The 25889-nt window shown below is 63.7% G+C and carries 25 protein-coding genes; 14 read left to right on the top strand and 11 right to left on the bottom strand.

The window, feature by feature from the left end:
- Positions 1-430: 430 nt before the first annotated feature.
- The 6 genes from coq7 to WCY17_RS08675 form a co-directional block, all read right to left on the bottom strand.
- A complete protein-coding gene (gene coq7 / locus WCY17_RS08700; RefSeq protein WP_372701790.1) occupies positions 431-1102 on the bottom strand; it encodes a 2-polyprenyl-3-methyl-6-methoxy-1,4-benzoquinone monooxygenase in 672 nt (223 codons plus the stop codon).
- 84 nt (positions 1103-1186) lie between these two features.
- Positions 1187-1801 (bottom strand): hypothetical protein, encoded by a 615-nt coding sequence (locus WCY17_RS08695; RefSeq protein ID WP_372701788.1) that lies wholly within the window; start codon positions 1799-1801, stop codon positions 1187-1189.
- The gene (locus WCY17_RS08690; protein WP_372701787.1) at positions 1798-2433 is read right to left on the bottom strand and encodes an SCO family protein; all 636 of its coding nucleotides are present in this window, start codon (positions 2431-2433) and stop codon (positions 1798-1800) included. The genes WCY17_RS08695 and WCY17_RS08690 overlap by 4 nt, the downstream gene beginning before the upstream one ends.
- 75 nt (positions 2434-2508) lie before the next feature.
- A complete protein-coding gene (locus WCY17_RS08685) occupies positions 2509-3090 on the bottom strand; it encodes a cytochrome c (RefSeq protein WP_372701786.1) in 582 nt (193 codons plus the stop codon).
- A complete protein-coding gene (locus WCY17_RS08680) occupies positions 3087-3719 on the bottom strand; it encodes a cbb3-type cytochrome c oxidase subunit II (RefSeq protein ID WP_372701785.1) in 633 nt (210 codons plus the stop codon). Before WCY17_RS08680 ends, WCY17_RS08685 begins: the two co-directional genes overlap by 4 nt.
- Positions 3720-3721: 2 nt before the next feature.
- A complete protein-coding gene (locus tag WCY17_RS08675; protein ID WP_372701784.1) occupies positions 3722-5395 on the bottom strand; it encodes a cbb3-type cytochrome c oxidase subunit I in 1674 nt (557 codons plus the stop codon).
- 145 nt (positions 5396-5540) lie between these two features.
- On the opposite strand from WCY17_RS08675, the gene WCY17_RS08670 reads away from it, so the two are divergent.
- The gene (locus WCY17_RS08670; protein WP_372701783.1) at positions 5541-5963 is read left to right on the top strand and encodes an OsmC family protein; all 423 of its coding nucleotides are present in this window, start codon (positions 5541-5543) and stop codon (positions 5961-5963) included.
- Positions 5964-5993: 30 nt separating this feature from the next.
- Here the strand turns inward: WCY17_RS08670 and WCY17_RS08665 are convergent, their stop codons facing one another.
- The 3 genes from WCY17_RS08665 to WCY17_RS08655 form a co-directional block, all read right to left on the bottom strand.
- Positions 5994-6965: a thymidylate synthase gene (locus tag WCY17_RS08665; protein ID WP_372701782.1), complete on the bottom strand. Its 972-nt coding sequence runs from the start codon at positions 6963-6965 to the stop codon at positions 5994-5996.
- Positions 6962-7780 (bottom strand): CoA ester lyase, encoded by an 819-nt coding sequence (locus WCY17_RS08660; RefSeq protein ID WP_372701781.1) that lies wholly within the window; start codon positions 7778-7780, stop codon positions 6962-6964. Before WCY17_RS08660 ends, WCY17_RS08665 begins: the two co-directional genes overlap by 4 nt.
- A gap of 76 nt (positions 7781-7856) precedes the next feature.
- On the bottom strand, positions 7857-8624 hold the full coding sequence (locus WCY17_RS08655; protein WP_372701780.1) for a crotonase/enoyl-CoA hydratase family protein: 768 nt from the start codon (positions 8622-8624) through the stop codon (positions 7857-7859).
- 137 nt (positions 8625-8761) lie between these two features.
- Here WCY17_RS08655 and glyQ point away from each other — a divergent pair, with 137 nt between their 5' ends.
- From glyQ to WCY17_RS08625, 6 genes are all read left to right on the top strand, one after another.
- Entirely contained in the window at positions 8762-9652 is an 891-nt protein-coding gene (glyQ, locus tag WCY17_RS08650) for a glycine--tRNA ligase subunit alpha (RefSeq protein WP_372701779.1), read from the top strand.
- A complete protein-coding gene (gene glyS / locus WCY17_RS08645; RefSeq protein ID WP_372701778.1) occupies positions 9649-11787 on the top strand; it encodes a glycine--tRNA ligase subunit beta in 2139 nt (712 codons plus the stop codon). The genes glyQ and glyS overlap by 4 nt, the downstream gene beginning before the upstream one ends.
- Complete coding sequence (gene gmhB / locus WCY17_RS08640; RefSeq protein ID WP_372701777.1) at positions 11784-12338, top strand: D-glycero-beta-D-manno-heptose 1,7-bisphosphate 7-phosphatase; 555 nt, start codon at positions 11784-11786, stop codon at positions 12336-12338. The genes glyS and gmhB overlap by 4 nt, the downstream gene beginning before the upstream one ends.
- Positions 12335-13090, top strand: coding sequence for a lysophospholipid acyltransferase family protein (locus WCY17_RS08635; protein WP_372701776.1), 756 nt, complete (start codon positions 12335-12337; stop codon positions 13088-13090). Before gmhB ends, WCY17_RS08635 begins: the two co-directional genes overlap by 4 nt.
- A 42-nt stretch (positions 13091-13132) precedes the next feature.
- Positions 13133-13528, top strand: a complete 396-nt coding sequence (gloA, locus tag WCY17_RS08630) for a lactoylglutathione lyase (protein WP_372701775.1) — start codon at positions 13133-13135, stop codon at positions 13526-13528.
- 135 nt (positions 13529-13663) lie between these two features.
- Positions 13664-14494 carry an ABC transporter permease gene (locus tag WCY17_RS08625; RefSeq protein ID WP_372701774.1) on the top strand — a complete coding sequence of 277 codons (831 nt, stop codon included), beginning with the start codon at positions 13664-13666 and terminating at the stop codon, positions 14492-14494.
- A 120-nt stretch (positions 14495-14614) separates the two neighbouring features.
- Here the strand turns inward: WCY17_RS08625 and WCY17_RS08620 are convergent, their stop codons facing one another.
- Positions 14615-16192, bottom strand: coding sequence for a class I adenylate-forming enzyme family protein (locus tag WCY17_RS08620; RefSeq protein ID WP_372701773.1), 1578 nt, complete (start codon positions 16190-16192; stop codon positions 14615-14617).
- Positions 16193-16800: 608 nt separating this feature from the next.
- Here WCY17_RS08620 and WCY17_RS08615 point away from each other — a divergent pair.
- The 6 genes from WCY17_RS08615 (at position 16801) to WCY17_RS08590 (ending at position 24021) form a co-directional block, all read left to right on the top strand.
- A complete protein-coding gene (locus tag WCY17_RS08615; protein ID WP_372701772.1) occupies positions 16801-18162 on the top strand; it encodes an aspartate aminotransferase family protein in 1362 nt (453 codons plus the stop codon).
- 183 nt (positions 18163-18345) lie between these two features.
- Complete coding sequence (locus WCY17_RS08610) at positions 18346-19434, top strand: ABC transporter ATP-binding protein (RefSeq protein WP_372701771.1); 1089 nt, start codon at positions 18346-18348, stop codon at positions 19432-19434.
- A gap of 40 nt (positions 19435-19474) precedes the next feature.
- Entirely contained in the window at positions 19475-20512 is a 1038-nt protein-coding gene (locus WCY17_RS08605) for an ABC transporter substrate-binding protein (protein WP_372701770.1), read from the top strand.
- Between the two features lie 138 nt (positions 20513-20650).
- On the top strand, positions 20651-21883 hold the full coding sequence (locus WCY17_RS08600; RefSeq protein ID WP_372701769.1) for an ABC transporter permease: 1233 nt from the start codon (positions 20651-20653) through the stop codon (positions 21881-21883).
- Positions 21880-22680 (top strand): enoyl-CoA hydratase/isomerase family protein, encoded by an 801-nt coding sequence (locus tag WCY17_RS08595; RefSeq protein WP_372701768.1) that lies wholly within the window; start codon positions 21880-21882, stop codon positions 22678-22680. The genes WCY17_RS08600 and WCY17_RS08595 overlap by 4 nt, the downstream gene beginning before the upstream one ends.
- 54 nt (positions 22681-22734) lie before the next feature.
- Positions 22735-24021 carry a CaiB/BaiF CoA transferase family protein gene (locus WCY17_RS08590; RefSeq protein WP_372701767.1) on the top strand — a complete coding sequence of 429 codons (1287 nt, stop codon included), beginning with the start codon at positions 22735-22737 and terminating at the stop codon, positions 24019-24021.
- A 22-nt stretch (positions 24022-24043) separates the two neighbouring features.
- Here WCY17_RS08590 and WCY17_RS08585 read toward each other — a convergent pair whose 3' ends face one another.
- Entirely contained in the window at positions 24044-24829 is a 786-nt protein-coding gene (locus WCY17_RS08585; RefSeq protein ID WP_372701766.1) for an enoyl-CoA hydratase, read from the bottom strand.
- Between the two features lie 141 nt (positions 24830-24970).
- Between WCY17_RS08585 and WCY17_RS08580 the strand changes: the two genes are divergently transcribed.
- Positions 24971-25870 carry a MaoC/PaaZ C-terminal domain-containing protein gene (locus WCY17_RS08580; protein ID WP_372701765.1) on the top strand — a complete coding sequence of 300 codons (900 nt, stop codon included), beginning with the start codon at positions 24971-24973 and terminating at the stop codon, positions 25868-25870.
- Positions 25871-25889 lie beyond the last annotated feature (19 nt).

The raw sequence follows: 25889 nt of genomic DNA, 5'->3' as shown, positions 1-25889 counted from the left end.
CCACGCTTCCTTCCCACGCTCGGTCGCCCTGGCGCAGTTGCGCTTCACTTCATTCGCTGTGACCAACTTATGGCGGGACTTGCACCCACAGGAGTGCGCCCATGCTGGGCGCACAAAAAAAGGCCCAGGATCTGAAGATCCTGGGCCAAATCCACCAAAGGAGGAGGGTGGAGGAGACAACCGGGGCATGTCGGGCTGCAAGGGCCTGGGCCCGAGCCTGCGTGCCTGGGGAAACCCCTGAAAGCCCGCTTCGACATCCAATGAATCCATTATAGATGAATTTTTTGCTGCATTGCAAGAATTATTTGTTGTCAATAGGAATCGGCCATGATGATGTTGCATTCCTGCACACCGCTCACGCCTGGCAGGCCCGGCCCCCTTTGAGCTTCGACACCGCCAGACCCGGATCCTGGGCTTGCGAGCGACCGCCTTACAGGCGGTAGGCCGTGGTGGTCATGACCCGCGACATGAGGCGCATGGCCCCACGCACCGGCGCCGGCAGCGGCACCCCGCCATGGTGCTCTGCCGTATTGCGGTGACCGATTTCATCATTGCGCATCTGCGTTACGATACGCCGTGAACGGGCGTCATCCTTGGGCAGGGAGGCCAGATGGCCATCGAGGTGTTCTTCGACCTGCCGCTCGGTTTCGGCCATGAAGCCCAGGTTGTAGGGGATGCCCGCCCGGCTGGCCAACAGCCCCAGCCCGAATGACCCCAGATACCACAGAGGGTTGAACACACTCGGACGGCTGTCGAGTTCATCGAGCCGTTCGCGGCACCAGGCCAGGTGATCGACCTCTTCTTCGGCCGCCTCGAGCAGCACGCCACGCACACGCGCATCGTGGCACAACATGGCCTGGGCACGATACAGCGCCTGGGCGCAGATTTCACCCACGTGGTTGACGCGCATGAGCCCGGCCGCATGACGCGCCTCGGCGGCCGACAGCACAGGATCATCGGCAGCCGGCGCGCCCGCAGGGTTGGGCCGGGCATGCGGGATGGTGCCATCCAGCACCTGCAGCGCGCGCCCGACCTCGGCCAGCAACTGGTCGGCCGTGCTGCGCCGTCGGCTCCAGGCCGGCCTGGCAGCGGGCGAAGGCAGCAGGGTCGGTGCGGTGGCACCCGGAATCGTGTCGGCAGTCATCAGTCAGTCTCACAAGAAATCATCAACGAGGGCGCAAGGCCATCAACGATGCAGGAAGCGCCATATGGGGCGGATCTCGGTCAGCAGCCAGGCCAGGGGCCAGGCAATGGCCAGCGCGATCAGGCCCCGACCCGACCATTCCTGATCATCCTGCAGATAAGCATTGCACAAACGCACGGGCTGGTCCAGATAGACCATACCCACAATGGCGCTCATCCAGCAGAAATTGCCCAGAAAGAACACCTTGATGATGATGTTGGCGCGCCGCACCGAGGCCTGCAGGACCCAGCCGCAGACTGGCAGGCCGAGATACTTGAACCAGGTCACCGCGCCCCCCAGCAAGGCATCATCCAGGGCCTTGGGGATCATCCAGCCGGCGGCCACCAGGCTGACCAGCAACAGGCCGGGCAAGCCATATTCATTGATCGACCATCCAGCCCCGTGCGTGTCTCGCTGCGGCCGGCCCGCGCGCACGGCATGCCAGGCTTGCTGGGCAAACACCCCGACCAGCACCAGCAACGGAATTTGCACCAGCATGTGCAGGCTCATGCGCGCCGTCAGCAGCGTGCGCAGGCCCACGGCCAACGCCACGCACAGTACGGCCAGCACCGCCCAGGCCCATGCAGGCCATGGCCTGACTGGCCAGCGCCCGGTCATGAACCCGCCCCGGCCGTGCCTGCCAGGTCCTGGGCGGCCTGCAAGGCCAGCCCCGGCGCATCCAGATCGAAGATGCGCGCCAGACGGCCATCCGGGGTCACGACATGGAAGGCCGCATTGTGCTCGAATTCGCCCAGAGGGGCCGGAATGACCGTGATGCCGAACAGATCCAGGGCCGCCTGCATCTGCCGGGGATCGTCGAAGGACATGAACTGCCAGACGTCGCCCTGGGCATGCATGCGTGTGGCATACCGCGCCAGATCATCGGCCTTGTCGCGCGGATCGAAACTGACGCTGAGCAGCCGGACCTTGTCCTGCAAGCCCTCGGCTTCGATGACCTGCTGCATTTGCCCGGTGAGCGACCCCTGCGCCAGGCACAGCGAAACGCAACGCGTATAGAAGAAATTGACGATCGCCACCCGGCCATCGTCGTGCAGGTTCGCGTCCAGCGACTGGATCCGGCCCGAAGCGTCCAGCACCCGTACATCGGGGATGGCCCGGGGTTGCCGGGCGACCGACTGCCGACGGGCGGCTTCCGCCGTCAAGGCTGAAAACCCGTCGGTCAGGGACCACAGCACCCCAATGCCGGCCGCCATGGCCAGCACCAGGGCCAGAACCCAGCGCAGGATCACATCAGCGCCGCCATATCAGCGCCGGCCAGCAGGCGGACAGGCTGGCGCGCCGCACCGGGAATATCGCGCCTGGGCTTACTGCCCGAGCAGTGGCCGCAAGTCTTCATCACCCTTCCAGGGTTCGGTCTGGCCCTTGGTGTCTTCGCGAACCTGGGCCACGTAGGCTGCATCGGTTTCGGACGCTGCATTGCCGAAACTGGTGCGTACGTGATTGACCACCGCAGCGACCTCGGCATCGGAGAATTTGGCGAAACTCGGCATTTCGCCATTGTACTCGTGGCCCTCGACCGTGATCGGGCCATGGATGCCATGCAGCACGATACGGATCATGATGCCGGCATCATCGGCATCCACCCACTCGGACTTGGACAGCGGCGGGAAGACCCCGGGCACGCCCGCCCCGGTGGCCTGGTGGCAGGCGACACAGTTGGCGGCATAGACCTGCCCGCCATCGACCGACGCCGGTACGGCAAAGTCCGCCTCGACGCGGTTGTCGCCCACCCAGGCCGGCATGGGCTTGTACGAGACATACAGGTGATACACGGCCCAGACCAGCAACAGGCCGATGATGGTCAGCACAATGATGGGAATGGGCCGGCTGCCTTCGTAAGGTTCGGGATTTTCCCGCTTCTGCTGGGCGAATTTCGAATCGCTCATTTCGAGGCTCCTTGGCTGCCGGCAGCCGCGTCAGGCAATTCGGGCAATTCGACGCCCGGGTTGATCGGGTACGTGTGATCCAGGCCGACCAGGTAGTCGACCAGATCCAGCGCCTTCTGGCTGGCGACGACCACCTTGCCCTGCGGCGCGAACTCGGGTGGCAGATTGATGACCTTGTCATCGGCGCCCGCCTGGTCCTTGAGCTCGAAGAGGAACGGGAATGCGGGCATGTTGCTGCCGGGCACGTAGGCACGCGGCTGGTACAGATGGCCCAGATTCCAGTCCACACTGGGCTGGCGCGCCCCGATATTGAACAGGTCCGGCCCCGTACGCATGGTACCGAGCAGGTGGGGCCGATCATAGTAATAATCGGTGGCCACCGGCGCCCGGCCCCAGCCGCGCTGGAAATCAGGCGCCTGCGACTGGCTGCGCGGCTGCTGCGAATGGCAGTACACACAGCCCATTTCGATGTAGACCTGCCGACCGCGCAGCTGCTGCTCGGTATAGGGTTTGAGCCCCGGCGACGGCTGCATGTCGTCCAGCTGCAGATAAGGCAGCACCACCAGGGTGGCGGTGGCCAGCGCGAGGGTCACCATCGCGCCACTGAGAAGTTTGTATTCGCTATCCATGATCAGGCACCTGCAACGGCCTGACTCTCAGGCTGATACTTGCGTTCACGCAACAAGGCGGGACCCACACGCCGGGCCCCATGGCGCAGGGCCATGAGCACGAAATGCAGGGCAAAGACGAGATGGCCCAGGGTCATCATGGTGCCGCCGATGGAGCGGCCCTCGAGCCAGGGCATGGTGACGCGCACCGAGTCCATGAAAGGCCTCGTCGCATCCAGCATGGCCAGACCCTGCAGCCAGCCGCCGATGGACAGGGTGACGAAATACACCCCGATGCCCAGGGTGACCAGCCAGAAGTGCAGGCTGATCAGTTTGGGATAGGGCCATTCCCAGGACATGACACGGGGCATCACGAAATAGATGGCACCGAACATGACGATGCTGAAGAAGGCATACAGCCCCAGGTGCGCGTGCGCCACCGTGAAGTGGGTGAAGTGCGCCACGGTGCTGACGCTGCGCAAGGCCTCGAATGAACCCTGGAATGAGCTCAGGGTGTACATCATCGCCCCGATGACGATGAAGCGCAGGGTAGGCGAATACACCATGGTCCTGAAATTGCCGCGCATGGTGAGATGCTGGTTGACCGAGAAGGCCAGCACCGGGATGATCATCATCATCGACTGCACGATGGACAGGGTGATGAGCCAGTGCGGCACCGGCCCCCCCACCAGATGGTGCCCGCCGACCTGTCCGTAGAAAAAGGCCAGCGCCCAGAACCCGATCAGGGACAGGTTGTACGACTGAATGGGGCGCCCGATGATCTTGGGCAGGAAGTAATACACCGAGGCCAGGGCAATGGGGGTGTAGTACAGGCCCAGCACGTTGTGCCCGAACCACCAGTTCATCGCCGCCTGCTCGACCCCGAAGTGCACACCTGGCACCTTGCCGACCAGGTACAGCACGGGAAACCAGAACAGCGCGGCCCCCATGTACCACACGGACACGTACAGGTGATCGACCTTGCGGTTGCGCAGCGTGAAGACCAGCGGAAACGCGATCAGGGCGCCACCGATGACGATCAGGATGCTGAGTTGCCAGGGTACCTCGAGCCATTCGAGGCCATCGTTGATGCCCATGGCAATGCTGATCAGGCCGGCCGTCAGGCCCACGTTCCAGAACGCGCAGCCCAGCAGCGCGAAGCCGCCCCCGTACAGGCGGGTCTTGAGCAGCCGCGGCAGGACCCAGATGGCCACGCCAAAGGCTGCCATCGGGCACCATCCATAAGCCACCATGTTCAGGTGCAGGGTGCGTGTGCGACCGAAGGTGAGCCACGCATAGTCGGTGAGAAATTCCGGGTTGTGCAGCTTGATGGAACTGATCAGCCCGAACGTGGACGCCAGCACCAGCCAGATGATGGCAAAACAGAGAAAGACGAAGGTGACCCGCGCCGTGGACTGATCGGACACCATCCGTTCTGCCAGTTCTTCATGCAGTTGGGCCGCCTTGCTGTCGTCGATATGGACCGTACCGCCCTCGGTGACCGTTCTTTGCAGGCCCTCGAGCTGCTCCGGGGTGGCGGAGGGGTCTTCGACGTGGCCGATCTCGCCCGTCGAGAAAATGACTTTGGCCGCCTCTGGGTTGTCGTCGAAAAGATTGCGTCTGAGTGACCAGATGAACACACCCAGACCAGTGACGGATAGAATGAATGTCAGGAGCAATACGGTGATGGTATCCACGGCATTTCCGATGGTTTCTGAAAGCGTGCGAAAGCGGCGCTTCACGGGCTTTGGCAACGCAATATTGTAGCGTCAGATTTGATCCATGATAAATCCGCAGCAGAAATTGCGTGATTTATTTCCATGAACGTGATAGGGGTATTTCATGCAATGCACACTCGATTGGCAAGGCCCTGATGGCATGCTGTTCGTCTCGCGCACCGGCAGCGGCCATGTGCTGGCCATGGATGGCGCGCCCGACGGCGGTGGCCAGAATCTGGCCCCGCGCCCCATGGAGACCCTGCTTTCAGGTGCCGGGGGCTGTGCGGCCTATGACGTCGTGCTGATTCTCAAGCGCGGCCGGCACAGGCTCACCGGCTGCAGGGTCACCCTCACGGCCGAGCGCGCCGAACATGACCCCAAGGTGTTCACCCAGATTCATTATGCCTTCCAGCTGACCGGGCATGCCTTGCCCAGGCCCGCAGTCGAGCGGGCAGTCCAGTTGTCGCACGAAAAGTACTGCTCGGCGATCGCGATGCTGGAAAAAACGGCCGAGATCAGCCATTCGGTCGAAATCATCGACGCCTGATCCGCACGCCCAGGCCACGGCGCACGGCTTTCAGACCGCCATGGGCGCAGTCAGGTGTGGATGGTGACGGTAACCCACCAGCGTGAAGTCACCCGGTTCGATCCGGTCGAGCCAATCGGGCTCGTAACGGCCCGTCTCGGCATATGCGGGGACCCGCTCGGACAGGCACAGTCGGGGCGGATCGAAAGGCGCACGGTGCAGTTGCTCGCGCAGCATGTCGACATGCGTTTCGTAAATATGGGCATCGCCGATGAAGTACGTGAACCAGCGCGGTTCATAACCGCTCAGGCGGGCCATCAGATGCACCAGAGCCGCGCCTTCGGCCAGATTGAAGGGCGTGCCCAGGCCCACATCGTTGCTGCGGATGTACAGGCACAATGACAATTCGCGCGTATCCGGATTGGCGAGAAATTGATACAGAAGGTGACAGGGCGGCAAGGCCATCTCTTCGATCTGTGCGCAATTCCAGCCATGAAATAGCATGCGCCGGCTGCCCGGATCCTGCATGAGCGTATCCAGGCAGGCTCGCAACTGATCGATTGCCCTGTACAGCAGCACCCGGGATCCGCCCTCTTCGCGAATCCGGCCCAGATGCCGATAGCCCAGCGCCTGAGCCGCCCGGATGCGGGCTTCATCATGCGCTGGCAGCACTTTGTATGCAGGCCACCGGCGCCATTGCACACCGTACACAGGCCCCAGGTCATCCGGCCCGTCGCGCCAGGGGCTGTCCAGCCAGGCCTGGTTTTCGTTGGCGTTCTGATCCCACACGCCGCACCCCAGATCACGAAACCGCCCGGCATTGTCCTCGCCACGCAAGAAACCCACCAGTTCGCCCATCGCGGCCTTGAAAGCCAGGCGTTTGGTGGTCACGGCCGGAAACCCCTGGCGCAGGTCGAACCGCATGCTGGCGCCCGGCAGGCTCAGCGTACGCACACCCGTGCGGTTGGCCCGCCAGGCGCCCTGTTCGAGAATGCTGCGCACCAGTTCAAGATAAGGTGTCACGTGCTCTGCTCCAGGATGCGCCGGGCCCGTTCGATGAGGGGCAGGTCGACCATGCTGCCATCCAGCCGGAAGGCATACTCGCCCGTGCTGTCGGCATGCGCAATCACCCGTCGGGCCCAGTCGATTTCTTCGGGCAGCGGGCAATAGACCTCGTGCACGATCGGTACCTGGGCCGGGTGAATGCACAGCATCCCGGCAAACCCCAGATCCCGCGCGAACCGGGCCGATGCCCGCAGGGCCCCGAGATCGGTGAAGTCGGCCTGCACCCCGTCCAGCGGGGCACCGAGCCCATGGGCGCGGCTGACCTCGAGGATCCGGAAGCGGACCTGATCGAGCATCATGCGCGCCGCATCGGTGCCCGGCCGGGTGCCGAAATCGACCATGATGTCCAGCATGCCGAAGCTCAGGCGTACGACACTGCCGACCTGCGCGAGGGCATCCAGCGCCCGCAGCCCAGCGGCCGACTCGACCACCGGGATGAGGGGCTTGCCTGCCCCGGACACCCGATACACCTGCTCGGCCGCCTGCGCCTTGGGCAGAACGATGCCGCACACGGTGGCCAGCGAGCGGCACAGCGCGAGGTCGTCCTCGAACCAGGGCGTGGTGGCGTCATTGATCCGCACCCAAAGCGGCTGTGCCCCATGCGTTGCGGCATAGGTTGCGAGATTGTGCCGGGCCTGCGCCTTGGACTCGGGAGCCACCGTGTCCTCGAGATCGACGATCACGGCATCGGCCCCGCTGGCCAGGGCCTTGGGGATACGATCGGGGCGCAGGGCGGGCACGAACAAGGCTGAACGCATCGAACTGACTGACATGGAGATCCCCCTGTGGGCACGGGCCGCCGGCCGGTCCGGGCAGCCCAACGAATTCAATATGGGCGGCGCGGCAGGCTCACTTGCCCTGCCAGACCGGTGCGCGCTTCTCGGCAAAGGCCCGGGCGCCCTCGCGGGCATCTTCGGAGGCGAACACCGGCGCGATGCGTGGACGCTGCAGGTCGAACATGTCTTCGGGACGCCAGTTGCGCGACTGCGTGATCATGGCCTTCGCCGTACGCACGGCCAGCGGGCCGTTGGCGCTGATGCGTCGAGCCAGTTGCAGGGCCGCCTCGAGCGCCTGGCCGGGCTCGGCCAGGCGATTCACCAGGCCCAGCGCATGCCAGTGTTCGGCTTCGTACATGTCGCCCGTGAGCACCGCCTCCATCGCCACGTGGTACGGGATGCGGGCCGGCAGGCGCAGCATGCCGCCCGAGCCAGGCACCAGGCCGCGCTTGACCTCGGGCAGGCCGAAGCGCGCATCGCGCGCCGCCACCACGAGGTCGCAGGACAGTACCAGTTCACACCCCCCCGCCAGCGCATAGCCTTCGACAGCCGCAATCAGCGGCTTGGCCGGCGGGCGCTCGCACAGGCCGGCGAAGCCGCGGTCGCCCACGTACGGCCGTTCGCCTGTGGCTGCGAACGCCTTGAGATCCATGCCCGAGCAGAAATGGCCGCCCGCCCCTGTGAGCACGCCCAGGCGCAAATCCGGATCGGCATCGAGTTCGTCGAGCGCCGCTGCCAATTGCCTGGCCATCTCGAGGTTGATCGCATTGCGCGCCTGCGGGCGATTGAGCTGCATGATGAGCACGTTCTCATCACGGCTGACGTTGACCGGATTGTTCATGATGACTCCTTTGAAAAGGCCTGAAGCCCTGCCCGAATGAACCAAGTGGGCTCTACTGGATAAAATGTCCGTTTGACGATCGATACTGACCGACCTTCACCGAACCCTCGCAACCTGGCGGGCCGACCCGCATCCATATGCTTACATTCCAACAACTGATTTTATCGCTGCAACGATTCTGGGCCGATCAGGGCTGCATCCTGCTGCAGCCCTACGACATGGAGGTCGGCGCCGGCACATCGCACACCGCCACCTTCCTGCGTGCCATCGGCCCCGAACCCTGGCATGCCGCGTACATCCAGCCATCGCGCCGCCCCAAGGACGGGCGCTATGGCGACAACCCAAACCGGTTGCAACATTACTATCAGTACCAGGTGGTCCTCAAGCCGGCCCCGATCGACATTCTCGACCGCTATCTGGATTCCCTGCGTGCGCTGGGCATCGATCCGCGCGAACATGATATCCGTTTCGTGGAAGACGACTGGGAGAACCCCACCCTGGGCGCCTGGGGCCTGGGCTGGGAGGTCTGGCTCAACGGCATGGAAATCACCCAGTTCACGTACTTCCAGCAAGTGGGCGGCCTCGACTGCAAGCCCACGCTGGGCGAGATCACCTATGGGCTGGAGCGTCTGGCCATGTACCTGCAGGGGGTCGAGTCGGTCTACGATCTGGTCTGGACCCAGGGCCCCGACGGCCGAGCTGTGCACTACCGCGACGTCTTCCACCAGAACGAGGTCGAACAGTCGGCCTACAACTTCGAGCACGCGTGCACCCGCATGCTATTCGCCCATTTCAATGACCACGAAGCCGAGGCCCGTCGCCTGATCGACATCCCGCTGGCGCTGCCCGCCTACGAATCCACGCTCAAGGCCGCGCACGTGTTCAACCTGCTCGATGCCCGCGGCGCCATCAGCACCACCGAGCGCGCGGCCTATATCGCCCGCATCCGCAACCTGTCGCGTGCCGTCGCGCAGGCATATTACCAGTCCCGCGAGCAACTGGGCTTTCCCATGCTGGAGGCCGCATGAGCCAGAACACGCACACCCTCCTGGTCGAACTGCTCACCGAAGAACTCCCCCCCAAGGCACTGAATGCCCTGGGCGAGGCCTTTGCCAACGGCATACGGCACATCCTGGGCGAACACGCCCTGCTCGATGACACAGGCACCGCCCAGGCCTTCGCCACGCCCCGCCGCCTGGCGGTGCGCCTGACGCATGTCCGTGGCCAGGCGCCCGATCAGGAACGCTCCGAAAAGCTCATGCCGGTCCATATCGGCCTGGATGCCACGGGTCAGGCCACCCCTGCATTGCGCAAAAAGCTCGCATCCAAGGGCCTGGCCGACCTCGATCCGGCGGATCTGGTCAGGCGGCACGACGGCAAGCACGATACGCTGTATGCCGAGGGCACGGTCGCCGGCAGCACCTTGGCTCAGGGCCTGCAACTGGCGCTCGATCACACGCTCGCGCACCTGCCCATTCCCAAGGTCATGCAATATCAGCTGGCCGATGGCCATACGAGCGTGAAATTCGTGCGTCCGGCGCATCGCCTGCTGGCCTTGTGGGGGTCTGACGTCGTGCCTGTCCGCGCGCTGGGCCTGCAGGCCGGGCGCACGACGCTCGGGCATCGGTTCCTGTGCCCGCAGCCGCTGACGATCACCTCGGCGGATGACTGGGCCGGCAAGATGGCGGGGCCGGGCCATGTCATTGCCTCGGCAGCCGAGCGGCGGGCCCTGATCGAACGGCAGCTGCAAGAGGCCTCTGCCACGTTCGGCACCACCATCGGTACCGGCCCCGAAGTCGAAGACCTGCTCGACGAAGTCACGGCCCTGGTCGAATACCCGACCACCTATGCCGGCAGCTTCGACCCGGGATTTCTCGAGGTCCCTCCCGAATGCCTCATCCTGACGATGCGCCTGAACCAGAAATACTTTCCGCTGTTCGAACCCGACAGTGGCGCGCTCACCAACCACTTCCTGATCGTCAGCAACATGCGGCCAGCCGACCCGGTACACATCATCCGGGGCAACGAACGGGTCGTCCGGCCCCGGCTGGCCGATGCGCAGTTTTTCTATCATGCCGACCTGAAAACCCCGCTGGCCGAACGCGTGGCCGAGCTGGCGCACAGCGTCTATCACAATCAGCTGGGCTCCCAGCTCGAACGCACCCGCAGGGTGCAGGCCCTGGCGGGCTGGCTGGCCGGGCATCTGGGTGGGCCGGCCCCATTGGCCGAGCGCGCGGCCTGGCTGGCACACGCCGACCTGGGCACCCAGATGGTGGGCGAATTTCCTGAATTGCAAGGCATCATGGGGGCCCATTACGCCGCACACGACGGTGAACCCGCCGAGATCGTACAGGCATTGAAGGCTCAGTACCAGATCCGCCTCGACAGCCCCGTCACGGCCGGCACCCTGACCACGGCAATCCTCTTCATGGCGGAGCGGGCCGAGACCCTGATCGGGATCTGGGGGGTGGGCCTGGCCCCTACGGGCGAGCGCGACCCCTATGGCCTGCGGCGGGCGGCGCTGGGCCTCATCAGCGCCTATGAGCAACTGGTTGCAGGGGGCCTGTTGCCGGTGAGCAAGGATACGCCGGCGGGGCTGGCTGGCCTGCTGCAGCAGGCCTTCGACCAGTTCCCCCCTGGCACACTGGCCAAAGACACCGTGGCAGCCGTCCTCGATTTCGTGCTCGAGCGCTACCGACATCAGCTCATGCCCAGCCTGGACCGAGCGGCCATCGATGCCGTCCTCGCGCTGCGCCCGCCGCTCCACCAGATTCCGGCACGCATCGAAGCCTGCATGCGCTTCCAGCAGGGCCCCGAAGCGGTGGTGCTGGCCGCTGCCAACAAGCGTATCCACAATCTGCTGCGGAAAGCCGACGCAGTGCCCGCACACATCCACCCAGAGTATCTGCAGGATCCAGCCGAGCAACAGCTCGCAGCCACGCTTGAACGCTTGCGGCCACTGGCCGAGGCCGAACTGCGGGCGGGCCACTTCGTGGCCTGCCTGGGCATTCTGGCACAGGCCCACGAAGACGTGACGCGCTTCTTCGACGAGGTCATGGTCATGGACGAGAACCCCCGGCTGCGCAGCAATCGCCTGGCCCTGCTGCAGAACCTGTACACGCTCATGAACCAGGTGGCCGACCTCTCAAGGCTGGCCCAATGAAACTGATCATCCTGGATCGCGATGGCGTCATCAACCATGACAGCGATCAGTTCATCAAGTCACCGGATGAATGGCTGCCCGTTGCAGGCAGCCTGCAGGCCATCGGTCGGCTGTCCCAGGCAGGCTGGCGTGTGGTGGTCGCCAGCAATCAATCCGGTATCGCCCGGCGCCTGTTCACCATGAACACGCTGGGCATGATTCATGCTCGCATGCACGATGCCTGTGCTGACGCCGGCGGGCGCATCGACGCGATTTTTTTCTGCCCGCACGGGCCAGATGATGGCTGCGCCTGCCGCAAGCCGCGGCCGGGCATGCTGCACGACATCGCCAGCCGGTTCGACGTGCCCCTGGGCAGCGTACCCCTGGTGGGCGACAGCCTGCGCGACCTGCAGGCCGGTGCAGCCTGTGGGTGCGCCCCCTGGCTGGTGCTCACGGGCAAGGGCCGTGCCACCTTGCAGGCGGCGGGCGGCGTGGCGGGCCTGCCCCCTGGAACCCGGATCGGCGACGACCTCTCGTCTGTGGTCGATCAGCTGCTGGGTGAAGGCGCATGATCCGGCTGCGCTCCACGGCATACATGGCATTTCTGGTGATCACTGTCATTCCCTATGCCATTTGCTGTGTCCTGTGGGCGCCGCTGCCACTGGCCTGGCGCTACCGGCTCACGCTGGGCTGGCCCGCGCTGGCGCTGTGGGGCGCCAAGGTCATCCTGGGCATGCGGTACCGGGCCCTGGGCCGGGAGAACCTGCCCGATGGGCCAGCCATCATCCTGTCCAAGCATCAATCTGCCTGGGAGACCCTGTATTTTGCCGTCAAGTTGCCGCGCGACGTGGTCTTCGTCTACAAGAAAGAATTGCATTATGTGCCATTCTTTGGCTGGAGCCTGGCGCTGCTCAGCATGATCCCGATCGATCGCACGAAGGGGCGCGAGTCATTCGATCAGGTCGTACGCACGGGCAGCCGCAGGCTGGCCGAGGGCCGCTGGCCGGTCCTGTTTCCTGAAGGAACCCGGGTGGCGCCCGGCGAAACCGGTCGATACAAACAGGGCGGTACCTTGCTGGCCTGCAAAACCGGGGTTCCAGTGATCCCGGTGGCCCACAACGCGGGCGAATGCTGGCCACGCAATGCGTTTCTCAAAACCCCGGGCCTGGTTACCGTGTCCTTCGGGCCGCCCATATCCCCCCAAGGGCACAGCCCGGCCAGCCTGAACCGTGCAGTACGAGACTGGATCGAGGCCGAGATGCGCCGCCTGAACCCCGAGCGCTATGCAGACGAGCGCACGGAAATTCCGCCCGCAGCCCGGTGAATATTGCGTATGATGAACGGGTCATCTCAAAGGAGTCCTGCCATGCGCCTGTTGCATACCATGCTGCGAGTCGGCAACCTCGAGCGCTCACTCATGTTCTACACCGAGATTCTGGGCATGCAGCTGCTGCGCCGCAAGGATTATCCAGATGGCCGCTTCACCCTTGCGTTCGTTGGCTACCAGGCCGAATCCGAAGGCGCGGTCATCGAGCTCACCCATAACTGGGATACCGCAGAGTACGATCTGGGCAATGGCTATGGCCACATGGCCATCGAAGTCGAAGACGCCTACGATACCTGCGCCACCATCAAGGCGCGTGGCGGTCTGGTGGTGCGCGAAGCCGGCCCCATGAAGCACGGCAGCACGGTCATCGCGTTCATCGAAGACCCCGACGGCTACCGCATCGAGCTGATACAGCGCGGCAGCCGGGCCGACTGACCCCGGCATTCCTGCAACCGGGGCGCAGGGCCGGCACGCAAGGCGGGCACTGGGCCCGCGTGCCTGACAGCCCGCAATTGTGTTTATACTTGGTGGCTTCAGGGGTTTCAAAAGCAAAACAGGCCATCACGAGACATGCAAAGAAAAACCTTTCCCAGCTACGCCACGTGGCTGGACCGCACCTGGTTCTACGCCTATACCACCTTGTGCGTGCTGATACTGCTGTTTCTGCTGCTGCCCGAGCTCACCATCATCCCCTTGTCATTCAATCAGGATACCTTCCTGATCTACCCGATCAAGGAATTCTCGCTGCGCTGGTACGCAGAATTCTTCCAGTCCGACGTCTGGATGCGCGCCACGAAGAACACGTTCATCATTGCACCGGCGGCCACCCTCATCGCCACCGTACTGGGCACACTGGCTGCCGCCGGCATGACGCTGTACCAGTTCAAGGGAAAAGGCATCATCACCGCGATCCTGATCTCACCCATGATCGTGCCGCTGGTGGTCACCGGGCTCGGCATCTATCTGTTCTTTGCACCCTACGGCATGGTCAACAGCTATACCAGCATCATCATCGCCCATGCCGCGCTGGGTACGCCGTTCGTGTTCATCACCGTGCTGGCGACCATGCAGGGCTTCGACAAGAATCTGACCAAGGCAGGCTACAGCCTGGGGGCTGGCCGGCTGCGCACCTTCTTCGACATCACGCTGCCCATCATCGCGCCCGGTGTCATCTCGGGGGCGGTGTTTGCCTTTGCCACCTCATTCGATGAAATCGTGGTGGTGCTGTTCCTGGCGGGGCCCGAGCAGGTCACGCTGCCACGCCAGATGTTCAATGGGGTGCGCGAAAACATCAACCCCACCATTGCCGTGGTCGCTACCATACTGATGGTCTTCTCCACCACGCTGCTGCTCACGCTGCTGTGGCTGCGGGCCCGTGCCAGGCGGCGCACCGGCACCTGAGCCACGACGCTGGGCCGGCCTCGTCCGGTCGGACACGGGCACCGGCCATCCTGCGCCCCGCGCCCGCGTCAACGGCACGAAACGACCAACGGGGCAAAATGGCGGCGCGGTCAGGGTGCGTCAGGGTGCAACGCCGGCGTGCGCCGCCTGGTAGGCCATGCGCAGCTCGCGCTTGAGCACCTTGCCGATCTCGCTGCGCGGCAGGCTGTCGACCAGGCACACATCGGCGACACGCTGCACCTTGCCCACGCGCGAATTCAGCCAATCCCTGATCTGCGCGGTATCTGGCGCCGCCGCACCGGCACGGGCCACCACGAAGGCCACGGGGGTCTCGCCCCAGCGTTCGGACGGCACACCCACCACGGTGCAATCCTGCACCAGGGGATGCGCACACAATACCGCCTCGATATCGACGGGGTAGATGTTGAAGCCGCCGCTGATGATCATGTCCTTGACACGGTCACCCAGGATGATGAATCCATCTTCATCCAGCCGACCCACATCACCGCTGCGTATGAAACGCCGGCCAGCCTCATCGAACCATTCGATCTCCTGCGTTTTCCCGGGCATGTTGTAGTACTCGGTCATCATCAACCGGGAACGCCCGACCATCTCGCCCTGCGAACCGGATGGGCGTTCCCGACCCTGCTCATCGATGAAGCGTATATCCGCGGCCTGGGCGGGCCGACCCACCGTATGCAGCTTGTCGGGATGTTCGTGGCAGCGCAGCTCGCTGCTGACCCCGCCTTCGGTGAGGCCGTAGTATTCAACCAGCTGCCCGGGCCAGCGGCGCAGGACCTCTGCCTTGAGCGCGGCCGAAAATGGGGCGCTTGTGCAGAATTTGTACTGCAGGCTGCCCAGATCCGTGTGATCGAATGCGGGGTGAGCAAGCAGACGCCGGTACTGCACCGGCACCAGCATGGCATGCGTGGCCCGGTGCCGTTCGACCAGTTGCAGATAGTGGCCGGCATCGAACTTGTGCATGAGCACCACCGTGCCGCCCAGCGCCAGCGTGGGCATGACGGCCACCAGTGTGGTGTTGGAATACAGCGGGGTGGCGCAAAGCGATACCGCGCGCTGGTCATAGCCGTTGCGGATCGCGCGCAACACCTGCATCCAGCGCATCAGCCACGACTGCACGATCCCCTTGGGGGCACCGGTGGTTCCTGAAGAATAGATCAGATTGAAAGGCGATTGCGGCCCTGGAACGAACGGCTCCGGGCCGCTGCCCGGCTCGCTGAGCCAGGCCGACCAGGCCACCCCTGCCATTGCACTGTCATCCAGTGCCACGCACTGCGCATCGGCCGCTGGCGCCCACGCTGCCGTAACGTCTGCGTCGCGCAGCAGCAGCCGGGCACCCGAATTCGCGAGCATGCCATCGAGCTGCGCCGCACTGGCCGAAGGGGCCAGTGGCGCCACCATCAGACCAGCCTGCAGCGCCCCCAGGAATGCCTGCAGGTACTCGATCGATGTGCCGGCGCAGACCGCGACCACATCACCGGCGTGCAGACCGGCGCGCTGCAGGCTGCAGGCTGCTCGCCCCATGGTGTCATGCAGTTCGGCGTAGGATACCCTGCGGTCATCCAGGATCAGCGCGGGGTGCCCGGGGCGTACGCGCGCATGATGCCCGATCAGATCCGTAATGGCTGCAAAGCCCAGATTGCGAAGCAGTTCCTTTTCTGCCTGAACCCGATCCACTGGCGGATTTCCGGGGTTTCCGGGATTCCTGGATGAATCCGATGGATCGGGTGGATCGGATGCAGGGTTTCTGGACAGGTGCACCATGGAATGACATGAAAGGACGAAGGCCGCATCGCCCATGATACACGCCCGGCACGTGCCTGAGGCCGCTCTGCATGCCAGGCCGGCAAGTACACCGGGAACGCACCGGGCGGGCTCGAACCAGTGCCCGGAGCGGCGTCGGACAGGGCGCCCGATGCCTTGACACTGCATGCCAGCTGAGTAATGATGTCAGCGTCGAAACCGTGGTTTCCGGGTCTCGATGGCACACCGGCCGGCACTTGGCGGCGATGCGCCCAGGCCCGGGATTCAAACTCTCAAGCAGTCCGCTATGTTGCTCAAGCAGTCCTTTACGTTGTATGCAGAGCTCTTCCCATTGCCGGACGCCAGGTTTCCATCACGCCAGCGGTGCAGGAACGCCCACACGATGGACGCCACAGCAGAACGCCCCCAGCCCCTTCCAGGTCATTACCGGCACCCAGCCTCCCGTATGCCCGGCGCGCGCAGCAACAGGCCGCCGTGCGTCGGGCTGCAACCCCAAGATTGAATTCACACAGGAAAGTCACATGTCAAATCTGTCAACACTGGCCAGCACAGACGCCCAGCACCAGCTGCACTCGTATACCAACATGGTGCAACTGCGCAAGGAAGGCTCCATGGTCATCGAACGCGGCGAGGGCATCTACGTCTTCGACCAGGCCGGCAAGCGCTACATCGAGGGGCTCTCCGGTCTGTGGAGTGTGGCAGTGGGCTTCAGCGAACCGCGCCTGGCCGAAGTGGCCTACCGGCAGATGAAAGAATTGCCCTTCTACCATACGTTTTCGCACAAGACCAACATTCCGTCGATGGAACTGGCCAACAAGCTGGTGCAGCTGACGCGTGGCAAGATGGCCCAGGCTTTCTTCACCAACTCGGGTTCGGAAGCCAACGACACCATCATCAAGCTCGTGTGGTATTACAACAACGCATTGGGGCGCAAGAACAAAAAGAAGATCATCGCCCGCAAGCTGGGCTACCACGGCGTCACCATCGCCGCCGGCAGCCTCACCGGCATGGAGCGCAACCACAAAGACTTCGACCTGCCATTGCCCCGCATCCTGCACACCAGCACACCCTATTGGTATCGCAACGGCAAGCCGGGTGAATCCGAAGTCGACTACGCCACACGCTGCGCACAGGAGCTCGAAGACCTGATCCTGAGCGAAGGCCCCGATACGGTCGCGGCGTTCATCGGCGAACCCATCATCGGCGCCGGCGGCGTCATCGTGCCGCCGCAGACCTACTGGCAGAAAGTCCAGGATGTCTGCCGCAAATACGACGTTCTGGTCATCGCAGACGAGGTCATCACGGCGTTCGGTCGCACAGGCCACATGTTTGCCTCTGATCTCTACGACATCAAGCCTGATTTCATGACCCTGTCCAAGCAGATCACGTCGTCCTATCTGCCGCTGTCAGCCGTGCTCATGAACCAGAAGGTCGCCGACGTCATCAACAGGCACTCCGGCGAAGTGGGCGTGTTCGGTCACGGCTATACGGCCAGTGGCCACCCCGTGTGCACGGCTGTCGGCCTCGAGAACATCCGCATCATCGAAGAACGCAATCTGGTCGAGAATGCGCGCACCACTGGCAAGGTTCTCCAAGAGGGCCTGCGTGCACTGGCCGACCACCCTCTGGTAGGCGAAGTGCGCGGCCAGGGGCTCATTGCCGCAGTCGAAGTGGTGGCCGACAAAAAAACGCGGGCGCCGTTCGACCCTGCCCTGAAAGTGGGCCAACGCCTGCAACAACACTGCCAGGACAATGGCCTGATCCTGCGCGGCATTGGCGAGAACATCGCGTTCTGCCCGCCACTCATCACCACGCCAGAACAGGCCGGCGATATCGTGAGCATCTTCAAGCAGTCTCTCGAAGCACTGCACAAGGAGCTCTGAGCGGTGCAGGGCCGCGAGGCAGGCCCAGGTTTCCGGGTGTCGCCGCGGATCCAGGGCGCGCAGCCATCCATGGCAGCACCGGGCCGGTCTCCCCTGCCACCTCCTCCCGCGCAGCGGCATGATGCGCCGCCTCGGGGGGCGCCTTCCCGTACACGTTTCTTGTACAACCAGGAATCCCAGGACATGCAGACTTCCAACGAGGTACTTGTCAGCTTTCGTCAGGTCCAGAAATCCTACGATGGCACCAGCCTGGTCGTGGTCGACCTGAACCTCGACATCTACAAGGGTGAATTCCTGTCGCTGCTGGGCCCGTCCGGCTCGGGCAAGACGACCTCGCTGATGATGCTGGCCGGCTTCGAAGAGCCCAGCGGCGGCACCATCACCTTGCAGGGCCGGGATCTGCACGACGTGCCTCCGCACAGCCGCAACCTGGGTATGGTGTTCCAGAATTACGCCCTGTTTCCGCACATGACGCTGTACAAGAACATCGAATACCCGCTGAAAGTACGCAAGATGCCGTCCGAAGAACGCCGCACCCGGGTGCAGAAGGCGCTCGACATGGTCGAAATGGGCGAATACGCCAACCGCTATCCAGGGCAGATTTCCGGGGGGCAGAAACAGCGTATCGCGCTGGCGCGTGCACTGGTGTTCGAACCCTCTGTGGTGCTGATGGACGAACCCCTGGGGGCACTCGATAAAAAACTGCGTGAACGCATGCAACTCGAGCTCAAGGATCTGCACAAGATGCTGGGCATCACCTTTCTGTATGTCACGCACGACCAGAGCGAAGCGCTTACCATGAGCGACCGCATCGCGATCTTCAATCATGGCGTGATCCAGCAGGTCGACGTGCCGGCAGTCCTGTACGAAGAGCCCCGCAATCGCTTCGTGGCGGGCTTCATGGGCGACAGCATCCAGATCGAGGGCGTGCTCACGGCCACAGAAGGCGAATACTGCAGCGTGCGCCTGTCCCAGGGGCAGACCCTGCGCGCGCTCAACGTGCACTCACTGGCCACCGGAACAGCATGCGTGATCGCAGTCCGCCCCGAGCGGGTCACGCTCGCGCCCAACGACAGCGACAACCACTTCGTCGCCAATTTCGAAGAAGACGTCTACCAGGGCGACCACGTCCGCGCGCAATTCCGTCTGCCCCAGGGCGGCGACAAGATCTTCGTGAAAATCCCCCTGCAGGAATCCAGCCTGCCAAGAACTGAAAAAGCACCACACCGGCTCTATGTGGAACCCTGCTTCGTACGTGTCCTAGAGCCATGAAACCCGACTTCGAGTCATAGAACAAACAGGAGATCAATCAATGAATCTGAAACTGACGAGCGCACTGCTTATGGGCGCGGCACTGGCCTGGGGTGGTACGGCACACGCCAGGGACCTGACCGTGGTGAACTTCGGCGGCGCAGGCGGCGCAGCCCAGAAGGCCGCCTGGTTCGACCACTACACGAAAGATACGGGCAAACCCATCATCGAAGTGGCCTACAACGGCGAACAGGCCAAGATCAAGGCCATGGTGGATTCCAACAACGTGGTCTGGGACCTGGTCGAGGGTGAAACCGGCTCCATGCCGCAGGGCTGTGAGTCGGGCGTCTACGAAGACATCGACTGGGCCAGCGTCCTGGATGCCGATGACTTCCAGCCGGGCGCACTCGAATACTGTGGTGTCGGTACCTGGGTGTGGGGTTATGTGATGACCTACAACACCGAGCTCACCAAGGAAGCGCCCACCAGTTGGGCTGATTTCTGGGATGTCGAGAAATTCCCGGGCAAGCGCGGCATGCGCAAGACGGCGCTCTACAACATCGAGCCCGCACTGGTTGCCGACGGCGTGCCGGTCGAGGATGTCTACAAGGTGCTGTCCACACCCGAAGGGATCGACCGTGCGTTCAAGAAACTCGACGAACTCAAGCCCCACATCCAATGGTGGGAAGCCGGTTCACAACCTGTGCAACTGCTTGCTGCAGGCGACGTGGTCATGTCGCCCGTGTACAACGGTCGTGTCTATGATGCCCAGAAGGAAGGCTATCCACTCCAGGCCGTCTGGAACGCAAGCCTGTATGACTACGACTACTGGGTCGTACCCAGCGGCTCGCCCAACAAGGACCAGGCCATCGAGTTCGTCAAGTACATCACGCAGCCCGAACAGCAGGCACGCGCAGCCAGTGTGATCCCCTACGGCCCGGTGACCAAGTCCGGCCTGGCCGGTGTCAGCCCCGAAGTGCTGGCCCAACTGCCCAATGCCCCTGAAAACGCCAAGAATGCGATCCGCAACAATATCGAATTCTGGGCGGATCATGGCGAAGAGCTCGAACAGCGCTTTGCCGCCTGGGCTGCCCAGTAAGTTCATGCCCGTTCGGGTCTGTATCGCGTCAGGGCCCGCCAGGGCCCGCGCCCGACGCGATGCAGGCCTGACGGCGACGCTCTGCTGCCGGTGGCCTGCGTGCTCGTTCGCGGGCCACCCGACCTGAGGTAACCAAGGATGGAACTCACTGCGCCCGACAGTACGGCTTTATTGGCGAGCACACGGCGTGAAAAGCGCCGAGTGCGGCGGCGCGCGATTCTGTTGATCACGCCCTTGATGCTGTTTCTGCTCATTCTGTTCATCGTGCCCATCGGCACCCTGCTGGTGCGCGCGATGGCGAACCCCGAAGTCGTGGCTGGCCTGCCGCAGACGGTCAAGGTTCTGGCGCAATGGGACCGCCAGTCCCCCGTACCCGAAGCGGGCTTCAACGCACTGGCACACGACCTTGCGGCAATTCGCGGCGATCGCAAGGCGGGCGATCTGTCACGCAGGCTGAACTACGAAATCCCCGGCTATCGTTCGCTGATCTTCAAGACTATCAACCGGTTGCCCAAAGACCTGTCGGAGAGCCAGCAGTTTGGCTCGAGCGACATCCTGAAGATCGACAAGCGCTGGGCCGACCTGCAATACTGGCACGCCATCGCACGCAACGGTTCGGCATGGACCCCCTACTACCTGCTGACCTCCCTGGACCTGCGGGTCAATGACGACGGCAAAATCACGCAGGTACCGCCAGACCAGTCGGCATTCGTCAATATCTTCGCACGCACATTCGAAATCAGCCTGATCACGACGCTGATCTGTCTGGTGCTGGGCTATGCGCTGGCCTACTGGATGGTCCGCATGCCGGATACCATGGCCAACATCGTGTTCGTCATCATCCTGATCCCATTCTGGACGTCCGTGCTGGTGCGCATATCGGCCTGGATCGTGATCCTGCAGCGCCAGGGCCTGATCAACACCCTGTTGATGAAGCTGTCCCTGACCGACGAACCCATCCCGCTGCTGTTCAACCGCACCGGCGTCTACATCGCCATGATCCAGGTGCTGCTGCCCTACATGATCCTGCCCATCTACAGCGTCATGAAATCGGTATCCCCCAATCTCGAACGGGCAGCGGTATCACTGGGCAGCCATCCCTTGCAGGCATTCATCCGCATCTACCTGCCCCAGACCTATCGCGGCGTGGCTTCAGGCTGCCTGCTGGTGTTCATCATCGCAGTCGGCTACTACATCACGCCGGCGCTGGTGGGCGGCGCAAGCGACCAGTTCATCAGCTACTACGTGGCCTACTTCACCGATACCACCATCAACTGGGGCATGGCCAGTGCCCTGGGCTTGCTGCTGCTGATCAGCACTTTCATCATCTACACCTGCTACCGGTACTTTTCCGAGGAAGACGCGCTGTGACCGCAGAGACCGAACAGCCTGCCGTCCTGTCGACCCTGACTGACGGCATTTGCACGCTGACGCTCAACCGCCCCGGCCAGCGCAATGCGCTCACGGCAGAAATTCGCGCACACCTGACCACACTCATGCAGCAGGTCCGCGATGATTCAAACGTGCGCGTTCTGGTGGTTCGCGGTGCAGGCGGCGCATTCTGTGCCGGTGGCGACATGCAGTCGATGCTGCGCGACAGCCTGAGCGGGCCCGACTGGCGCAGCCGCATCCGCAAACAGCACGTCTGGCTGGATATTCTGACGGATCTCGAAAAGCCGGTCATCGCCTCGGTCGATGGTCCTGCCTATGGCGCGGGCCTCGGGCTCGCACTGGCTGCCGATTTCATTCTGGCCACGCAGCGGGCACGATTCTGTGCCATATTCGGCCGGGTGGGGCTGGCGCCCGATCTGGGCACCATGTACCTGCTGCCGCGCATCGTGGGCCGCCAGCGCGCCAAGGAAATCGTCTTCACCACACGCGTCATCGCGGCCACCGAGGCGCATGAACTCGGCATGGTGTTCCAGATCGTCGAGGATGCAGACGGGCTGGCACGTGCCACCAGCGATCTGGCACGGCGCCTGTGCGCCACATCGCCCGTGGCCTTCGGGGTGACCAAGTCCATCATGAACCAGTCATTCGAACTCGATGCCCGCGCCATGGCCGATCTGGAAGCCTACGCCCAGGCGGTATGCCACGATACCGATTATCACCAGGATGCCCTGCAGCGCTTTCGCGACAAGCGGGCACCGCGCCTGACATGGGACTGACAGCCCTGTCCTGCAGGCGGTCTGCACCCTCTCGAAGAACCCACGGAATTGAACATGAGCCGCAATGATGCCCCCTCGACACCTAACGATGCCCGGCACGATGCACTGGCGGGCATTCGTGTGCTGGATCTCTCGCGCGTTCTGGCCGGCCCTTGGTGCACACAGAACCTGGCCGATCTCGGGGCCGATGTCATCAAGATCGAAAAGCCCGGCGAGGGCGATGACACGCGGCATTGGGGGCCGCCCTACTTTCCCGATGCACAGGGCCGACCCACGGACCAGGGTTGCTATTTCGCCTCGTGCAACCGCAACAAGCGTTCAGTGACCGTCAATATCGCGAGCCAGGAAGGCCAGCAGATCATCCGCGATCTGGCACGCGAATCCGATATCCTGGTCGAAAATTTCAAGGTCGGCAATCTGGCACGCTATGGGCTGGACTACGCCAGCCTGGCTGCCGACAACCCACGCCTGATCTACTGTTCCATCACGGGTTTTGGCCAGACGGGGCCCTTTGCCGGCCGTGCCGGCTACGACCTGCTGATCCAGGCCATGAGCGGCATGATGAGCATCACGGGCCGCGGCGATGACGAACCGGGTGGCGGCCCGGTACGCGTCGGGGTGGCGATCACCGATCTGATGTCGGGGATGTACGCCACCATCGCGATCCTGGCCGCACTCGAAATGCGCCACCGTACCGGGCGCGGCCAGTACATCGACACCTCATTGCTGGATGTGGGCATGGCCATGCTGGCCAACCAGGCCTCGGGCTTCCTGAACACCGGCGAAGTGCCGCCGCGCCTGGGTAACGTACACATGAGCCTGTCGCCCTACCAGGACTTTCCGACGGCGGATGGCCGCGTACTGATGGGGATTGCCAATGACGGCCAGTTCACTCGATTCTGCCAGGCTGTGGGGGTCGACTGGATGCATGACGAGCGCTTCCGCAGCAACGCGGTGCGGGTCGAGAACCGCCCGGTTCTGGTGGCCCTGATGAGCGAACTCCTGCGCACGCGGACCACCGCAGAATGGGTCGAACTGTTCCAGGACAAGGCCGTACCCTGCGGCCCCATCAATGACATCGGGACAGCCTTCGAGAACCGGCAGGTCCATGCCCGTGGCCTGCGTATCAGCCAGGAGCGCTATCCGGACGGGGCCGTGCCGGAGGGCGAGATCATCAATGAAATCGTGGGGGTCGCAAGCCCCCTGCGCCTGTCCGACGCGCCTGCCCGGCTGCGCCATGCGCCACCCGCATTGGGCCAGCATACGGATGAGGTCCTGCGCGAGCGCCTCGATCTGACGCCCGCGGCCCTGCAGGCGCTGCGCGCAAGGGGCGTGCTTTGACCCGGTGCGCGCAGATGCCGGTTCAGCGGTTTTTCGGGCCGCGCCCCTGTTTGCCATCGAGAAACGCCTGCATCAGCTGCCGCGGTTCCGTGCCGTTGTAGCTGCTGGCAAAGGCCGCCACACTGTCTTTGATGTCGCGTTCGATGTGCGGATCTTCCCAGGCCCGCAACAAGGCCTTCTGGCTGCGTATGGCCCCCGGGGCACAGGCCAGGATCTGCGCCACGGCGTCGGCCACGGCGGCGTCCAGCCGCCCGGCTGGCACCACCTGATTCAGCAGCCCCCAGCCCAGCGCCGTATGCGCATCGATGGCCCCACCGGTGAGCACCAGCCAGCGCATATTGCCTTCGCCCACCAGGCGCGCCAGCAGCCTGGCGTGGATGACCGACGGAATGCCAATGCGCACCTCGGGCATAGCGAACCTGGCCGCGTCGGAGCCGATGCGCAGGTCGCAGGCCGCGGCAAACTCGAGGCCCCCACCAATGCACCAGCCCTGAATACGCGCCACTGTGGGCACGGGAAAATCACGCACGGCCTCGCAGAGACTGGACAGGTCGGTGATGAATGCCGCGGCGCCGGCCGTATCCAGGCCGGCCATGACTTCGATATCGACCCCGCCCAGAAAGGCCTTGTCGCCCGCCCCCGAGAGCACCAGAGCCCGAATTGACGGATCATGCGCCAAATGCAGCAAGGTGTCGGTCAATTCAGCCAGGGTGGCTCTGTCGAGCAGGTTCAGCGAACTGCCATTGTCGACCGCAAGGGTCACCACGCCATTGTCGGCATGCGAAACAGTCAGGTTTTGCGAGTTCATGGGGCCTCGAAAAGAAGTTGGGATCACCGCACGGGTATCATAGTGCCCATCATATCAATTGCCAGGTCGACCCACCGGGCCGCACTGGTCATCGAGATTCTGTCGATATTCCGCCCAAGTACAAGCTGCGAGTGCAACCCCATGGCCATCGATTACCACCATCTGAAAAACCGTGAATTTCCTCCTGTCCACCAGCATTACACCGAGCGTGACAGCATGCTTTATGCGCTGAGCCTGGGGCTTGGCAACAACCCCCTGGACGAGCACGCACTCGCCTTCTGCTACGAAGGGGTGCCCGGCGGCCTGCGTGCCCTGCCCACGCAGGCCGTGGTATTGGGCTATCCGGGCTTCTGGGCGCGCGAACCGGACACCGGCATCGACTGGACCCGTCTGCTGCACGGCGAGCAGCGCCTGCGCATCCATCGGCCCATTGCCGCAGCGGGCCACGTGGTCGGCCATACGCGCGTCACGCGCCTCATCGACAAGGGCGCCGATAAAGGCGCCATCATGGTCAGCGAGCGCCGCCTGGATGACCAGGCCGGCAATCGCCTGGCCACCATCGAGCAGGTCACCTTCCTGCGCGGCAATGGTGGCTACAGTACCCAGGGCGCTGGCCAGCCCAGCGACGATCCCCTGCCGACCCTGCCTGCCAGCCCGAGTGACCGCGCCCCCGACTACAATGATTCTTTCGAAATCCCGCACGACACTGCGCTGCTGTACAGGTTGTCAGGCGACCTGAACCCTTTGCACGCAGACCCGGCCATCGCTCGCGCAGCGGGCTTCGAGCGCCCCATCCTGCATGGCCTGGCGACCTATGCCCTGGCCGCCCATGCGCTGGTGCGCCAGTGCTGTGATCATGATCCGGCGCGCTTGCGGGCCTTCGATGTGCGTTTTTCGGCGCCGGTCTATCCGGGCGAGACGCTGGTCACCGAAATCTGGCGCGACCCGCACGAATCCACCCGCCTGTATCTGCGCGCTCGTGTCCCGCAACGCAACATCGAAGTGCTCAGCCGCGGCTGTGCGGAATGCCTGCACGCCTGATGCCGGCGGCCACGCTTGA

The sequence above is a fragment of the Castellaniella sp. genome, assembly GCF_041677825.1.
Taxonomy (GTDB): domain Bacteria; phylum Pseudomonadota; class Gammaproteobacteria; order Burkholderiales; family Burkholderiaceae_B; genus Castellaniella.
This window is presented reverse-complemented; position numbering and strand designations above follow the sequence as displayed.

Coding starts and splice junctions, on each gene's coding strand:
- WCY17_RS08695 (WP_372701788.1), bottom strand. CDS start 1,801: ATGACCGGGCGCTGGCCAGTCAGGCCATGGCCTGCATGGGCCTGGGCG.
- WCY17_RS08685 (WP_372701786.1), bottom strand. CDS start 3,090: ATGAGCGATTCGAAATTCGCCCAGCAGAAGCGGGAAAATCCCGAACCT.
- WCY17_RS08680 (WP_372701785.1), bottom strand. CDS start 3,719: ATGGATAGCGAATACAAACTTCTCAGTGGCGCGATGGTGACCCTCGCG.
- WCY17_RS08670 (WP_372701783.1), top strand. CDS start 5,541: ATGCAATGCACACTCGATTGGCAAGGCCCTGATGGCATGCTGTTCGTC.
- WCY17_RS08660 (WP_372701781.1), bottom strand. CDS start 7,780: ATGTCAGTCAGTTCGATGCGTTCAGCCTTGTTCGTGCCCGCCCTGCGC.
- WCY17_RS08655 (WP_372701780.1), bottom strand. CDS start 8,624: ATGAACAATCCGGTCAACGTCAGCCGTGATGAGAACGTGCTCATCATG.
- glyQ (WP_372701779.1), top strand. CDS start 8,762: ATGCTTACATTCCAACAACTGATTTTATCGCTGCAACGATTCTGGGCC.
- glyS (WP_372701778.1), top strand. CDS start 9,649: ATGAGCCAGAACACGCACACCCTCCTGGTCGAACTGCTCACCGAAGAA.
- gmhB (WP_372701777.1), top strand. CDS start 11,784: ATGAAACTGATCATCCTGGATCGCGATGGCGTCATCAACCATGACAGC.
- WCY17_RS08635 (WP_372701776.1), top strand. CDS start 12,335: ATGATCCGGCTGCGCTCCACGGCATACATGGCATTTCTGGTGATCACT.
- gloA (WP_372701775.1), top strand. CDS start 13,133: ATGCGCCTGTTGCATACCATGCTGCGAGTCGGCAACCTCGAGCGCTCA.
- WCY17_RS08625 (WP_372701774.1), top strand. CDS start 13,664: ATGCAAAGAAAAACCTTTCCCAGCTACGCCACGTGGCTGGACCGCACC.
- WCY17_RS08615 (WP_372701772.1), top strand. CDS start 16,801: ATGTCAAATCTGTCAACACTGGCCAGCACAGACGCCCAGCACCAGCTG.
- WCY17_RS08610 (WP_372701771.1), top strand. CDS start 18,346: ATGCAGACTTCCAACGAGGTACTTGTCAGCTTTCGTCAGGTCCAGAAA.
- WCY17_RS08605 (WP_372701770.1), top strand. CDS start 19,475: ATGAATCTGAAACTGACGAGCGCACTGCTTATGGGCGCGGCACTGGCC.
- WCY17_RS08600 (WP_372701769.1), top strand. CDS start 20,651: ATGGAACTCACTGCGCCCGACAGTACGGCTTTATTGGCGAGCACACGG.
- WCY17_RS08590 (WP_372701767.1), top strand. CDS start 22,735: ATGAGCCGCAATGATGCCCCCTCGACACCTAACGATGCCCGGCACGAT.
- WCY17_RS08585 (WP_372701766.1), bottom strand. CDS start 24,829: ATGAACTCGCAAAACCTGACTGTTTCGCATGCCGACAATGGCGTGGTG.
- WCY17_RS08580 (WP_372701765.1), top strand. CDS start 24,971: ATGGCCATCGATTACCACCATCTGAAAAACCGTGAATTTCCTCCTGTC.